Annotated in this window: 14 protein-coding genes; 7 read left to right on the top strand and 7 right to left on the bottom strand. The window is 49.4% G+C overall.

Translation table 11 applies throughout. The annotated features are described in order from the left end of the window. Nucleotides 1-99: 99 nt before the first annotated feature. A complete protein-coding gene (locus tag H6570_13090) occupies nt 100-705 on the bottom strand; it encodes a peroxidase-related enzyme (GenBank protein MCB9320213.1) in 606 nt (201 codons plus the stop codon). A gap of 173 nt (nt 706-878) precedes the next feature. On the opposite strand from H6570_13090, the gene H6570_13085 reads away from it, so the two are divergent. Together H6570_13085 and H6570_13080 are read left to right on the top strand one after the other, a co-directional pair. Beyond that, entirely contained in the window at nt 879-1,430 is a 552-nt protein-coding gene (locus tag H6570_13085; protein MCB9320212.1) for an RNA polymerase sigma factor, read from the top strand. Nucleotides 1,431-1,469: 39 nt separating this feature from the next. Next, on the top strand, nt 1,470-2,171 hold the full coding sequence (locus tag H6570_13080; GenBank protein ID MCB9320211.1) for a hypothetical protein: 702 nt from the start codon (nt 1,470-1,472) through the stop codon (nt 2,169-2,171). A gap of 27 nt (nt 2,172-2,198) precedes the next feature. On the opposite strand, the gene H6570_13075 is transcribed toward H6570_13080, so the two are convergent. Continuing rightward, complete coding sequence (locus tag H6570_13075) at nt 2,199-3,425, bottom strand: N-acetyltransferase (protein ID MCB9320210.1); 1,227 nt, start codon at nt 3,423-3,425, stop codon at nt 2,199-2,201. Nucleotides 3,426-3,427: 2 nt separating this feature from the next. Continuing rightward, complete coding sequence (locus tag H6570_13070) at nt 3,428-4,039, bottom strand: hypothetical protein (protein MCB9320209.1); 612 nt, start codon at nt 4,037-4,039, stop codon at nt 3,428-3,430. A 273-nt stretch (nt 4,040-4,312) separates the two neighbouring features. Between H6570_13070 and H6570_13065 the strand changes: the two genes are divergently transcribed. The 3 genes from H6570_13065 to H6570_13055 all read left to right on the top strand — a co-directional run bounded on the left by H6570_13065 (nt 4,313) and on the right by H6570_13055 (nt 7,244). Beyond that, nucleotides 4,313-5,290: an OmpA family protein gene (locus H6570_13065; protein ID MCB9320208.1), complete on the top strand. Its 978-nt coding sequence runs from the start codon at nt 4,313-4,315 to the stop codon at nt 5,288-5,290. Beyond that, nucleotides 5,283-6,503 (top strand): T9SS type A sorting domain-containing protein, encoded by a 1,221-nt coding sequence (locus H6570_13060; GenBank protein ID MCB9320207.1) that lies wholly within the window; start codon nt 5,283-5,285, stop codon nt 6,501-6,503. Before H6570_13065 ends, H6570_13060 begins: the two co-directional genes overlap by 8 nt. Before the next feature lie 96 nt (nt 6,504-6,599). Then, nucleotides 6,600-7,244 (top strand): hypothetical protein, encoded by a 645-nt coding sequence (locus H6570_13055; GenBank protein ID MCB9320206.1) that lies wholly within the window; start codon nt 6,600-6,602, stop codon nt 7,242-7,244. A gap of 300 nt (nt 7,245-7,544) precedes the next feature. Here H6570_13055 and H6570_13050 read toward each other — a convergent pair whose 3' ends face one another. The 4 genes from H6570_13050 to H6570_13035 form a co-directional block, all read right to left on the bottom strand. Beyond that, nucleotides 7,545-9,509 (bottom strand): T9SS type A sorting domain-containing protein, encoded by a 1,965-nt coding sequence (locus H6570_13050; GenBank protein MCB9320205.1) that lies wholly within the window; start codon nt 9,507-9,509, stop codon nt 7,545-7,547. A 225-nt stretch (nt 9,510-9,734) separates the two neighbouring features. Continuing rightward, entirely contained in the window at nt 9,735-10,700 is a 966-nt protein-coding gene (locus tag H6570_13045) for a hypothetical protein (protein ID MCB9320204.1), read from the bottom strand. Then, nucleotides 10,673-11,911 (bottom strand): 3-deoxy-D-manno-octulosonic acid transferase, encoded by a 1,239-nt coding sequence (locus H6570_13040; protein ID MCB9320203.1) that lies wholly within the window; start codon nt 11,909-11,911, stop codon nt 10,673-10,675. The genes H6570_13045 and H6570_13040 overlap by 28 nt, the downstream gene beginning before the upstream one ends. Continuing rightward, entirely contained in the window at nt 11,911-12,657 is a 747-nt protein-coding gene (locus H6570_13035) for a hypothetical protein (protein ID MCB9320202.1), read from the bottom strand. Before H6570_13035 ends, H6570_13040 begins: the two co-directional genes overlap by 1 nt. Before the next feature lie 91 nt (nt 12,658-12,748). On the opposite strand from H6570_13035, the gene H6570_13030 reads away from it, so the two are divergent. Both H6570_13030 and H6570_13025 read left to right on the top strand, forming a co-directional pair. Next, nucleotides 12,749-13,144 carry a transposase gene (locus H6570_13030; protein ID MCB9320201.1) on the top strand — a complete coding sequence of 132 codons (396 nt, stop codon included), beginning with the start codon at nt 12,749-12,751 and terminating at the stop codon, nt 13,142-13,144. 65 nt (nt 13,145-13,209) lie between these two features. Then, a complete protein-coding gene (locus tag H6570_13025; protein MCB9320200.1) occupies nt 13,210-13,992 on the top strand; it encodes an IS3 family transposase in 783 nt (260 codons plus the stop codon). Nucleotides 13,993-14,633: the final 641 nt, after the last annotated feature.

Below are 14,633 nucleotides of genomic sequence, written 5' to 3'. Positions count from 1 at the left end.
TGCAACAAATAGGTAAGTGTATTAATTAACGAATTATTAACCAGGGTTAAAATGACGGGGTAATTTAACGCGGGATAAATTCGGAATGGTTCATCTCAGTTACCGGTGATTCCAGTTTTCCGGATCTTCCTCATCACCGGGTGAGAGCCCCAGTTCATCACCATCAAGGACTACCCCCAACCCATTGGCTGTACGGTTGGCATAATTGAAATAAGCGACCACCTGATTTAATTCCAGGATCATGCCATCATCAAATCCCTGGGTGCGCAGTGTCTGGATCAATGCCTCCAGATCCTCGGAAGGAGCAATGGTCAGCCGTTTGGCATAAATCAGGCCGGTCACAAAGGCCGGCGTAAAGACCGTCGAGAAATGTTCCTGGGACAGCGCCTCCAGGATCCGCTGGTAAGCGCTATCGTCAGCCAGTAAGCGCTGCAATCCGTGGCTGTGGTGTTCGATGCAATAACGGCATCCGTTAAGCATACTGACGTATACGCCGACGGCTTCGAGGTACCACTTGGGCAAGGCATTTTCTCGGTGGTGCAGTACATTTTTGTACAGGGTCATGTGTCCCAGAAGCGTATGGGGTCGCAGGCTGTGGACCTTCAGGATATTATCGATGCCATAATCCGGGTGCCTAACCCGGTCATACAATTGTTTGAGCCGGCCATCGGCCTGGGCATAGTCAATGCTTTTGATCCAACTCATGAAACTGAATTTCCCGTATTTTGAATAGAGAGGTTAAAATTAACCAATTTCTGTTGACTTGATGGAGATGGTAACCCGGATGTTTACCATGCTACGGAGCACTTTACCCACCAAAACGCTGTTATCTTAGCATCTAATTGAATGAGAACGATTAGCCAATAAAAACCAGGAGGGTGGATCTGGAGAAGGTCATAGCAGGTTGTAAGAAAGATGATCGCAAGGCCCAGGAGTCTTTGTACAAACGCTATGCGCCCTTGTTTCTGGCCATGATCCGTCGGTATGTGAAGGATGAGATGGAAGCAGAAGATGTGTTGGTGGAAGCATTTGTAAAGATATTCGGCAACCTGGATCAATACAGTGGCAATGGTTCCTTCGAAGGCTGGATGAAACGCATCGTGGTCAACGAAGCGCTGATGTACCTCCGGAAAAACCAACGGTACAAACACTGGGAGGAGTTGGAAAATGTGCAGATCGCTGAACCTGCTACCGTGATTCCTGCACTTGAGGCCAAGCAGATCATCCAACTTTTGGATTTTTTACCTGACGGGTACCGGACGGTATTTAATCTGTACGTCATCGAAGGGTATAAACACCGTGAGATCGCAGATTTGCTTGGTATAAGCATCAATACCTCCAAGTCCCAGTTGATCCTGGCTAAACAACGTATGAAACAATTGATTGAAAATAAATTGTACTCGGAGATTCCCCTGAACAGCTCAAATTAAAGGAGTGGATGGGGCATATCGATTCTAAATTAAAATAAAATGAAAGAAATTAATTCCTGGTCCGCGTTCAAACAACAGGCAGAAGAAATGCAGCTCAACCCACGCTCCTCCGCATGGTACCGGATCAGAGAACGACTGGATCACCGGCACCGGCCCCGGATCAGAGTTCTGCGCATCCTGAACATGGCTGCCCTGGTTCTGCTCTTTGTGGGGCTTGCTATGGCTCTGCGATGGTGGATCCACCAGCCCTCCCTGAATGTGGACGGTGAAATTCAGGTCAATCAGTCTCCTTTGCCCCAGGCGAGTTATCCTGACCCGCAGCGCTATCAGCACAGCGCACCGGATTATGCAGAGCACGTTCAGCTTACCGCAGCCCAGGATGTCGATCGCCATTTGCGATTTGCCAGCGCCATGGACCATCTGCCCAGTGTGCAGGAATCCTGGGTGGCTCCCTTGCAGGGTGCCTGGATCCTGTCCCGTCCGGCAGATGCAGCAAAGGTGCCCTGGAAGTCCATCTCATTCAACCCGGTAGGGGTATTCCAATGGGAAGGTAAAGAAGGCACCAAATCGTGGGAGTTTCTTAAACTTCCGGATCAGTCCACCTACTACATCCTGCAAAACAATCCGGATACGCTACTGCTTATCCAGTATGCCGGAGGCAACAAGCTTACGGTCATGCATTACAACGAAGGGTCCGGGTCATTTGATGAGATCCCCATGCAACTTGATAAGCAGGGGTAATCAAATTCAGACCGATCCTGCCGTTGACTATCGTTGGAGGATTTTATTGGAAAATGGAACGTCTGTGTTTACATCATCACGGAATGGATGCCGTGGTTCCCAGTCCAGATCCGTCCGCAGGTATTCGAACAGGTAAGGCACGAAATGCTGATGGATGCGTTTACGATGTCGCAGCAGACAAAATAGATCCTGTGGTTCCGCACCCAGACTGCTCTTGATTTCCAGGGCAGTCCGGCCAAGGGTCAGTGTGGCACATTGCCCGTTCATACAGGTACGAAATAAATCCAGTAGCATATTGTGGTAGAGCGATAGATCCTTGTTGTGTTGCAGTGAATAGCCCAGGAAATGCGCTTCAATCCGTTCTAAAAAGGTGAAATAGGTGAAAAAACCAACTGTCTGGCCTTCATAGGTGTAGGTTACCAGCTGGAAATCTTCCCTGAAATGCTCCTTAAGAGCAGTGAAATAGTTTGGCTGCAGGAGGAATAAATTGAAATCAGCCTGTTCGGCCACCTCCATGTACAGCCGGTATAAGTCGTTTTCGGAATGTTGAATTTCCTCCAGGGTCAACGTTTTTCGTTCGATCTGAGCCCCACGTTCAAGTACCTTTTTTGTTCGTATCCGGTATTTGGAGGTCATCGAATCCAGGTAGTTGTCAAATTGATGCCAGTCCGGGCGGAGGTTGATGCACATGTTGGGCTGTACCCTGAATTTGAAGTAGCGATCCTCCATACAGTTGAGGCGCTGTGCGTGTTCGGGTGTAAAGTCCTTGATTAAAATGACGCTGGTACTGAGTCCGGTGCTATCCAGGTAGGCGGCTATTTCCTCGATGCCCCAATCCAGCACATTTCCCTGGTAGGTGGCTTCCAGGATCGAGTCATAAGCATATTCACCGGTAAGCATGACATTTCCCACGATCAGCGTGTAAAAATGGATCCTGCCGGCGACGAAGGTCTTCAGTTGGTCCCAGAAAGTTCCTTTTTCCGGGTTGGCCAGGGCGTTGGCCAGACTTTTTTTGGCATTGAATGGCAAGATCTGCGCCGGGATAACCATGACCAGACGGTCTTTCAAATACACCAGCCCATAGACCACCTTCATTTGTTCAGGTAGTGCATCTTCCAGTGCCCGGTAATAGCGTGCGTGCATCAATGGTGAAGCGGGACTCAGAGACATCCATTCTTCCGAAACTTCAGCAATGCTGTTGGCGACCCGGATGGTCAGCCCATTAGTGGTTGGTCGAATGCAGCGTGCCAGCATAGTCATTGTTCTGAATACATATCAGAAAGATATTTTTTGGCGAATTGTTCACTTTGCCAGACAACCCGGTCCACTTTGCCCAATCCTTCCTTCTGCACCAGGTAGGACTGCAAAAGCGTACGCACCGGGTCGTACCGGGTACTTAGATCCTGGTAATTTTCGGCCTGGATGACCCTCAGTTTGGGATCAACAGGGGTGCCAATCAGGTAGGTTTTCTCCTCACTTTCCAGTGACAGCACACAAAGGCCCAGGATCTGCATTTGTACCTGTGTTCCTGCCGGAACCCTGGTCGCCAGGATTAACGAACGCAGGTTTTGCGTCTGCCGGGTGCCCGGCTGCAGGATGCCGATATTGGCAGGGCAGGGGAGGTAGTCAAACCGGGCAGCACCACTGCTGTCCAGGGTCAGTTGAGTTTCGGATTCATTGAGTTGGTAATAAGGAAGTTCACCTGCTGGTTGTATGATGGTCGAAAGGGGAGGTACGGATAGGGTGTCCGGCCAGTCGATGCTCATCTCGCGAGCAGGTGCATTTACGGGCGTTTTGCTGCAGGATTGACAAAACAGAAAAATCAGGGCCAGGCTATAGGCCGGTAAAAGCAGCAGTCGGTTAAGCATGGTCATAGAAATAGATCTTGCGATAAAATTAATGCTTTCTGCGGAGTAGGTTCAAAACCAAATGATGGATCGGTAGGGTCCGGAGTGGAAATTCAATGGAAATTTGAATGCCATGCTGGGGATTGGGCCTTGTGGTTTGGAATTCGACCAGTAAGGAGAGTATAAGGCATTGGTGTTGGTTAGCCACGTTAACCGGAAAACAAGTTCCTGTTTACGTACCGGTTGCTATGGACCAGATTATCGTACTTTTGTCGTTATGAATATGTTTCAGTTATGAGTCGATCGATACAATTTATAATACTGGTTTGTACTGCCCTCGTACTCTGGACGGCATGCGTTCCTGCCAAGAAATATCAGGCCCTCCAGGCAGTTCAGCAGGCGTCGGAATCTGAAATATCCAGGCTTCAGCGGTTTGAACAAGCCTATCAGCAATTGCAGAAGGACTTCCAGCAGGTGAATCAGAATTATCAGGATAATGGTAAGGCGTTGCGTGAACTGGTAGCGAAATACGATCGCCTGAACGAAACCTATAACAGCCTCCTCGACCAGTATGATCATCTCATTGATGAGAAACAACAGGTGATCCAGAACAGCTCGGAGGAGATGAATCGACTGAAAGCAGTCATACAGGAAAAAGATCACCAGATCGAGCAAAAACAACGGGAGATCTGGGACAAAGAGATGGAACTGGAAAACCGGGATACCCGCCTTGCTCACCTGGCGGAGGCGATGGATCCCAGGGAATTACAGGCAAAGAACTTACTGGTATCCTGGGATGAACAACGCTTGGTGGCCGATACGCTCGTGCAACAGCTAACCCGTGTGCTGGAACCGGTTGCTCCTTCGGCAATGATCCATTCGGTTAATGGATCCGTTGAGATATCATTATCACAGTCCCATCTGTTTGATCCTGAAAACGGCGGGCTCAGTGAATCAGGAAAGACCATCCTGCATACCCTGGTGCCGGTATGTATCGCTTTTCCCGACTGGATGATCCAGGTGGTGGGACATACTTCCAATGAAGGAAATGCCGATTTCAACTGGGATCTGTCGGCAGAGTGGGCAGGGGAAGTCGTGAAGGAGATGGCACGCTTCGGGTTGGACCCGGCCAGGCTCACGGCCAGTGGAAGAAGCTTTTACGACCCGGAATACCCGGACGGAACTCCTGATGAAAAATTGAAAAACCGCCGGATAACATTTCTGATGCGTCCGGGAGCTGATCTGTTGATGCAGTTAATTGGCAGTGAATAACCACTGGATAAATTATTCCTTCCTTGTATTCACCCTGCTTGGTGGGGTGAGCATAACAGTTGTTGCACAGACTCGTTGCGCCATAAATCTGGATTCTGCTGAGACAGCAGCCTACCGGTCTTGGCGCGCGACATTGCAGACGGTTGAACGCATCAACGCGCGGACGGCAATAACCATTCCGGTTGTCGTCCACGTGGTGTACCGGACACCGGAGGAGAACATCAGTGATGCCCAGATACAATCCCAGATTGATGCCTTAAATCGCGCTTACGACAATCCTGCAAACATTCCTTCTGGCGTACCCCGGGAATTTGCGGACCGGCAGGCGATACCGGGTATCCGCTTTTGCCTGGCCAGCAGGGACCCCGATGGTCAAGCTTCAGAGGGTATCACCAGGACCGAAACGACCCTGGAAAACATCGGTCTGATTTTCGGAGAAGGACAGCGGCGCAGCATCCATTACGATCACCTGGGAGGCGCTGACGCCTGGGATCCGGCCCGCTATTTCAACATCTGGGTAGGTGAACTCGGCGGTCTGTTGGGGCGTGCTACCATGCCCGGTACGGATTTTATTCCGGAAGAAGATGGTATTATCGTTGCACCGGAAGTGTTTGGTACGACCGGGACGGTGATATATCCTTTTCACCAGGGGAAAACAGCTGTTCATGAAACCGGCCATTATCTGGGGTTGTCCCATTTGTGGGGCATGGTGGTTGGAGATTGTAACGAGGACGATGGATTGGCGGACACGCCCTTGCAGTCAGGTCCCTATCAGGGTTGTCCGGAATACCCGCAGTCTTCCTGTGGATCATCGGATCTTTTTATGGATTACATGGACTTTTCTGACGATGCATGCCTTCTGCTCTTTACACGGGATCAGGTGGCACTGATGCTTTCAACGTTAACCCAATACCGGAGTGGTTTACTGCAGTCCCCACTATGCACAGGAGATCCATCCTGGACATCCACCGGACAGCATGCGTTCGTGATGTATGCTCCGGATCGGCGACAACTGGAGATCAACTGGCAACATCCGGGTGAGGCTGTTTACGATATCCGGGTCTGGGACGTTGCCGGCAGGCTCGTGGTCCGCCAGAAGGGCTTCGGGTATACTCCGTGGATCGTGCCGGTAGCCAACTGGGTGAGTGGCATTTATTTTGTACAAATCATATCCTCCGGGAATCAAATCACCCAAAAAGTGTTGATTTACTAACCTGCCGTTTTGGCTGGACAAATACTTGGAATGATGAAAATGATCTGTTTTGGCTTGATGATTTTTGGGATTCTTCAATGTTCAATACCTAAAGGCATGAATTCGGATGAACAACCGGTTGTGGAGGTACGTACGACGTCCTGTTTTGGCAAATGTCCAGTTTATCATATGCAACTCTTCAGTAACCGGAGCTTGCTATTTAGCGGGGAATACAATGTAGACCGGATTGGCGATTATAAAAAATCGATAAGTGATCGTCAATACCAGTTTGTCCTCGAAGAATTTGACCGGCTTGATTTCGCCCACATGAAGGCGGTTTACGATGCTCCGGTTTCTGATCTGCCTGCCACCTATATTACCTATCGCCCCCCGTTCGTCAAGGAGAAAACCGTCAAAGCCCGCTACGATTATCCCGTGGAGCTGTCGCAGTTGATTGCCATGCTGCAGAATCTGGCCATGAATCCCGAGGGTTGGACACCGGTGCAGCCTGATACAACATCCCGGGAGATTAGCGATCACCTGATTATTCATTTACAGCCATCGGTGGATGTTTCAGCATTTACAGCAACGTACGCTGCCCAGGGGTTGCATGTGGTCAAAGCCATCAATGCGTTGGATAATCTTCACCTTTTTGCCTTTACCCCCGACTCGGTAGATCCTGAAACTTTTCTTCAACAAATCCGTCATGACGACCGCGTGATCCATGCGGAGTATGACCACAAGCTGGAGTTGCGGAGGTGATTGGACGCCGTTTGCTGTACGCTGTACGCTGTACGCTGCACGCTGTATGCTATTCGCTGTACGCTTTATGCTGTTCGCTGTTCGCTTATTTGACCAAAACACGTAAACACGTAAACACGTAAATACATAAATACGTCAGCACACCAACTGCCACGAATTACACGGATTTCTCGAAATGATGGGATGCAGTTATCGCCATAGCATGTTCATTTTTCACTTTTCGGACAAGCTCAGGCGAACACACAAAAAAAGGCACCCGGATGACCCGGATGCCTTTTTGAATTTTAAGGTGAATCGTATTTAGTGCTGTACGATCACTTTGGTAGTCTTGGTGCCTTCACGCGTTGCCAGCCGAACGATATACGTTCCATTCGCCAGCTTAGCAGCATTGAACGTGAAATTCCGGTTTTGCGCCTGTTGGAAGCTACGGATGTCGATCACCCGTCCGGTCATATCAGCCAGCACGACGATGCCGTCATTGACCGCATCCAGCGCCATATCCACCTGAATTTGATCGGCGGTCGGGTTTGGATAAACCTTTACGGCGTATTCCGGTAATGCAATCTCGTCGGTGGAAGTCGTCAAATCGATGATCAGACGGATTACAGCTGCATTTTCCGGGCCAAATCCTCCTGAATACCAGCGGCCCTGATAGATGACCGTAGAAGTATAGAAGTACTGGATCTGGTCGTTGAAAGATTGCAGCAATACATTGGATGCATCGAAATAACGCACCAGGACGATATAGGTCTTTGCCGGGTTAATCTTGACACCCGGGTCAAAGGTCTCAAAGTCCAGCAACTGAATGTCTACTTCATCAAAGTTTGCTTCACTCGTAAACGAATGATTAGCCGTAGCAATGATCTTGAGATCCTCGTTGTCCTGGCCAATGTCAGACAACGTATTCAACTGTGAAAAATCAGCAGCAATGGAGTCCGATACTTCCAACAGGAACACGCTGATGGTAAAGCCCTGCAGCGGTTGCTGGTTGGGACGTGCTACACTCACTACGGCGTCGGTAGCCATAAAGCTGGTGTTGTCGGGCCAGAATGATGCAGTCCGGTACACATTACCCATCGAATAGTCCCCGTCATCACTTGGCCTGGTGGCAAACAGCGGTCCGGGCTCCTTGGAATAGGTAAAGGAGCTGACGACGTAATCCTGCGTTTTGATGTTGTCAGCCGGGTTGGCATCTTCCAGGGTACCTCGCACTTCCAGGTTTCCACCCGGATTCAGGCCAATGACATCCAGTACATCTACACTGTATTCCATCGTATATACGGTTCCAGCAGGAACATCTCCGGGAATATACGTACCGGGAAGATCAACCGTCAGGGTGTCGCCTGAAGCAATCGAAGCGGGACCCACGACACTGTCCTGGTAAACGACCTCATTGGTTTCCTGGTTGAACAAACGAACTTTAACCCGGTAATCATTGATGGTGGATTTCCCTTTGTTGATCACATCCACCAGGAATACTGAGGTGTCGGTGGTAATCTGAGATGCCGGAGTCGCATAGTTGAAGGGCATAAAGAAATCGCCCAGTGCCAGATCCTGATCTGCCTGTTCAATGACGTAAACATCATCGATGATCCAGAAATAATACTCACCTGAGAAAGTAAAACGGATCATCACATTCGGCTGGTTGGCAGCTATGCTTGAAATGTCAATTAATTGAACATCACCTGTGCTGGTCTCATCATTAAAGGACAACTGACTATTGATGGTGTCCCGGGTCCAGGTCGTTCCACCGTCGATGCTCACGTCAACCGACGTGGTTGCAACGAAGTTCCTGAAATACTGATGGAAGCGGACAAATACCGAACTATGACCTTCGCAACTGAAGGAAGGAGAAACCAGTGATCCGGTATGTGGGGAAGGTGCTGAACCACCTCCACAATTGGAGTCGGACCCACCGTTATCCAGAAAGCTGGAATTAAATACTGCCGTTCCATTGGCTACCGAGGTAGAGGCTATCGGGCCGCGTGTGCCCCAGAAGGCACCCGACGCTGCCGTTCCATTCGCATCCCAAACCCACACGGCATCAGGATCTGCTTCCGTGGAAGTTGGTGTGCGGTTACTGGCGCAATCTGGAGGTACATTATAAACAGAAGAGGTTCCGGCCATGGCTGTCCAGTCGTTTAAGCCACCGTCAAATTCACTGTTCGGGTCCCCGGGACCGCCCCAGATCAAATTGTAGTTCTGGCTATAACCTGTCATCAGGAGACAAACCATTCCACATGTCAGGAGTATTGACTTCTTCATAGTACGTTTTTATCAATTAGTAATACATCTTTCTTAAAAAACGGCTCAAATTACAAAATATTAGGGTCGCTAATCATTTTTTAAACCGGGAGAGAGCTTGGTGTGTAAGTGGCCGTCGAACTTCAAGAGCAGAGATCAAATATATCAATATATCCGTGAATTTGTGTATTTGTACAGCGGTTAATATTCAGCAAATCCCAAATCTGAAATCTGAAATCTTTAAAATTACTTCCACGCTTCCCACTGGACCGGTACCACGCCGGGTTGCGTGCAGACCCAGGCGGCGCCATGGTTAGCCAGTTCGGCGGCCTCGGCTACCGGAAGTCCTGCAGCCATGGCCACGGCCAGCACACTGATCACCGTATCTCCCGCACCGCAGACATCGGTCAGCTCTATGGGAACAGGTGCCAGCAGCCGGGATTCAGAGCCGGTCAGATACATACCATGGCCGCCAAGCGTTACGAGAATATAGGCAGGGTTAAGCCGGGCTTGTAACTCTTTCAAAGCCAAGGCAAGTGCTCCAGGATGAGGCTCAACCGGATAGCCTAAAGCGTCCGAAAGCTCTTTCAGGTTTGGTTTGAACAAGGTCACATCCCGGTAGTCCCAGAACTGCCGGCGCTTGGGGTCTACGATGACCGGTATCCGGGCTTGCCTGCATTGTCCGGTAATCTGATGGATTAAGGTCTTGTCCAGCAGCCCTTTATCGTAATCCTGGATAATGACCAGATCCGGCAGCTGCTCGTCCCAGGCTGCTTGCCAATGACGTAGAACGTGAGCAGCTTCGGTTTCAGAAAGGTATCCCGTATCCTCGGCGTCCAGACGTAACAGGTGTTGTTGTGCAGCCATGACACGGGTCTTGGTCGTTGTACGGCGCTCAGCACTTGCATAGATGTATCTGTCGTCCATTCCGGTGTTCCGGATGCACTCTTTAAACCGGATGCCTTCATCATCCTGCCCAATGATGCTTACCAAACTTACCCTTGCTCCCATCGCCAGGCAATTCACCGCGACGTTGGCGGCACCTCCCAAACGATCTTCACTGGCGTGCCATTCCAGGATGGGCACCGGCGCCTCAGGCGAGATGCGGGTGACTTTACCCTGGATATACCGGTCAAGCATCACGTCGCCTATGATCAGGATGGATCTCCCGTGAAATTTATCCTTCAGCTGGTCAAGTTCGATTTGTTCCATGTGTTGCGAATATAATCAATGATCGTGGGGGTCGCCCCCCGGTGGTTTTGTAGGTATTGTTCAATTTTAGCGCCTGCATCCAGACGCACTGATTCAGAGCTAAAGCGGTGAATGACGGTGAGCAGGTCCTCAGGGCCTGTAATTGAAGTACCGGCACCAGACTCCGCAAGGAACACGGCCTCGGGAAACCGCCGGTATTTTGGTCCGAAGAGAACCGGCTTGCCGTACGCCATGGGCTCCAGCGTATTGTGGATGCCGGCCCCAAATCCTCCACCGATGTAGACCAGAGTAGCATAGCGGTAGAGATAGGACAGCAATCCGATCTGGTCCACCACAAGTACATCCGCGGGCTTGCCGTGTTCAAAACGGCTCAGTCGATTCGTATTTACGCGCGGGAGCAGTGCCATGATTGAAGTCAGATGCTGCTCTCCGACATCGTGAGGAACCAGGATGATCTTCCATCCCTCCCGGATCAATTCAGGAAGAATACTTCCTAGGATAGTTTCATCTTTGGGCCAGGTGCTTCCGGCTACCAGGATGGGATGGGCACCCGTGAATTCTTCCAGGGCCGGTAATTTGCGGCTCTCCGCCGGAAGATGAAGTACCCGGTCGATACGCGTGTCTCCGGCCAGGTACACTTTATGGTATCCCTGATCTTCAAGCACCTGCAGGGAGGCGGAATCCTGAACAAATATGGCATCAAACCGGAAGAGAATGTCGCGGAACCACCTGGCCCAGGGTTTGAAAAGCCAATAGGTTGCCGGGAACTGTGCGGAGATTAAAATCAGCGGGATATCTCGTGCCTCACAGGTCTTTAAATAGTTGAACCAAAGGTCGTATTTAACCATGATGGCCAATCTTGGCTGGAATGATGCCAGAAATTTCCGGGCATTTTCCGGTGTATCCAGAGGCAGATAAATAACCTGTTCCGCACCAGGGTAGTCCTTTCTGACCAGATAGCCGGAAGGGCTGAAAAAAGATAACAGTACCGGCCATTGCAGTTGGGAGCGAATGGCCTCAATAACCGGTCTTGCCTGTTCAAATTCACCCAGAGAGGCACAATGGATCCAGACAGGATTTTTCAGATTACCGACCGGTGTTGGGAATTGTTTTCTGCCTTCCCGCCAGGCTTTTATTTTGGAGGAAAACAGCGCAGCCGGCAAGATAAACCAGCCTGCCATACGAATGATCAGGGTATAAAGAATAGCCATCAGTAGTAAATGTCTTCTACGGCAATGCCTCCGTATATCGGTAACAACCAGGCCAGCCGGATACCATAGATCCAGTCCCGCCGTATGCCGGTGAAAGATGGAATGTCATATTGCAGGTCCCGGCGCAGTCGCGTGAAAGCACGGGTGGCATAAAGGTCCAAACGGATATTGACCAGTTTTTGATGCTGCAGGTACAATACATGGACGATCCCACCCAGAGCAGGCCCGCTGCTCAGCCGGTCGTAGGCAAAGCGGTATGGCTTGTCAAGGTAGGGAAGACTGGCAGACTCATCCTGGATCCGGATATGGTGGGACAGCCATCCGGCTTGTAAGCCTGGCTCCAGGATCCATCGCCCGCGATCTGCCTGGTGCCGGAAGTTCAAGCCACCTTCGATGCCGGTCTGGAACCCCCGTTGCCGCAGGTATACCTGCACGAATTCCTGGGCGGCATTGATGAACCCTCCGTCTGCTGTGCGGTGGGGAGCGAGCACATCTTCCTTTACCTGGTTTCCAAACTGGAAATAACCGTAGGCACCCAGATAATAGGGGTGCTCGAATGAAGTGAACTGGAAGCTGGTTCCCAAGGTGAAATGCTGCCCAAAGCGGTCAGCCAGATCTCCTCCCGGCCATTGAACCCCATATTCAAGACCAAATGTAGTGACCCGGTCAGCGAGGGTGTCCATCCGCTGACCATATACCGGAAGGGACGAGAACAAGCATATAAACAGGAACGTAAACTTAAGCACGGCACAAAGATAAGGAGTATGGAGTAGTCAGTAGGTAGTAATCGGTAGGCAGTGTAAAGTCCTGAAATAAGTTGACAACAAAACAAAAACGATGGAAGTTGTCAAATTGAAGTATTCAAAAGGTTATCGCCGTTATAGTGAGAGCTTTAAATTGCATGTATTGCATGAGCTACGCACCGGGAAGTACAATAAAAATGAGCTGGCTCACAAATATGGAATTGCGGCAGGTTCGTTATTAAATTGGATCAACAAATACGAACAGCCAGACTTATTAAACCGTCGAATACGTATTGAAATGCCAGAAGATCTCAATCGAATCAAAGAGTTAGAAGCCAAAGTGAAGGAGTTGGAAAAAGCCTTGGTAAAGACCCAGCTTGATTACTTGTACCATGCAGGCTTAAATGAATATGCTGCACAGCGCTTAGGCTATGCCAATTCGGACGAGTTGGCAAAAAAGCGAGATGCCAAGGAGTCGAAAAAGCAATAGTTCTACGGAACTCGCTTGGCACGGGGAAACAACCAACCGTAGAACAAGTAAGCAGACGATTTGGGTTGAGCCGGCAAGGTTACTACCAAGGGCTACAACGGCTTGGCAAGAAACAAATCCAGGAGGAAGTGATTGTGGATAAAATTGTGCAGTGTCGACAAAAGCTTACAGAAGAAGGAGGCCGAAAAATGCTTAAGCGCATCCAACCTGTACTGATGGAATCAGGCATCAAACTGGGTAGAGATACGTTGTTTGAGCTACTACGCAAATATGACCTGGGCGTAAAATGGCGCAAGAACTATGTGCGAACGACGAATTCGTTGCATCGTTTTCACGTCTATAGTAATCTGATCAAAGAAATAAAAGCACAACGATCCAATGAAGTGTGGGTCAGCGACATTACCTATATCAGTACACGTGCCGGGTTCATGTACCTGGCTCTGATTACGGATGCATATTCGCGCAAAATCGTCGGATACGACATCAGTGATAGCCTGGAATTACACGGCTGTTTACGGGCTTTGAAAATGGCTTTGGCACAACGATCTTCAACGTTACCATTGATTCACCACTCGGACCGGGGCATTCAATACTGTAGTCATGCTTATACCCGCTTGTTGAATAGTAACAACGTTCAGATCAGTATGGCTGCCAAAGGAAACTGTTATGAAAACGCAATGGCTGAAAGAGTAAATGGTATTCTCAAGAAAGAATTCTATCTCGATCAGGAATTCGCATCAAAAAAGGTTGCTGTAAATGCTGTAAAAGACGCCATTTACCGCTACAATTATGTACGATTCCATTTAAGGCTCAATTACCAAACTCCAGCATCAGTTCATGCTGCATAAATATCATTGAACCTTACCATGGATAGTATTATTTTTAAATCATCTCTTAATCTGTCAACTATTTCCAGGACGAGACACAGTAGGCAGTAGTCAGTAGTCAGTAGTCAGTAGGTAGTAATCGGTAGGCAGTAGTCAGTAGTCAGTAGGCAGTAGGCAGTAGGCAGTAGGCAGTAGGCAGTAGGCAGTAGGCAGTAGGCAGTAAACAGTAGGCAGTAATCAGTAGGCAGTAGGCAGTAAACAGTAGGCAGTAATCAGTGAGGAGTAGGACATAGCGTGTCCAGGCTGGAAATTCAATCCGACCGTAAAGCCATAGGCTTGGCCCATTTTGTAGCGGCGGATTTTAATCCGCTGATCAGGATCCCTATAGCTTTGTTGAGTGCTGTAGGCACGATCCATTTAAAGATCAGAAGTATTCAGTAATCAGTCAGTGATTTGTAGGTAGACCGAAACGTTGCATTTAATTCTGACTACTAAATACTGCTTACTGGCTACTAAAGACTGCCATCATTTTATCATCTTTGAACGCCAGATCTACTAACAGGCGGATTTTAATCTACTGGTCATTAGCGTGTCCGGGCCGGAAATTCAATCCGACCGTAAAGCCATAGGCTTGGTGCATTTTGTAGCGGCGGATTTTAATC

The organism is Lewinellaceae bacterium (assembly GCA_020636135.1).
In the GTDB taxonomy this organism is placed as follows: domain Bacteria; phylum Bacteroidota; class Bacteroidia; order Chitinophagales; family Saprospiraceae; genus JAGQXC01.
The sequence above is the reverse complement of the archived record's forward strand: the minus strand, read 5'-3'. Positions and strand labels throughout refer to the sequence as shown.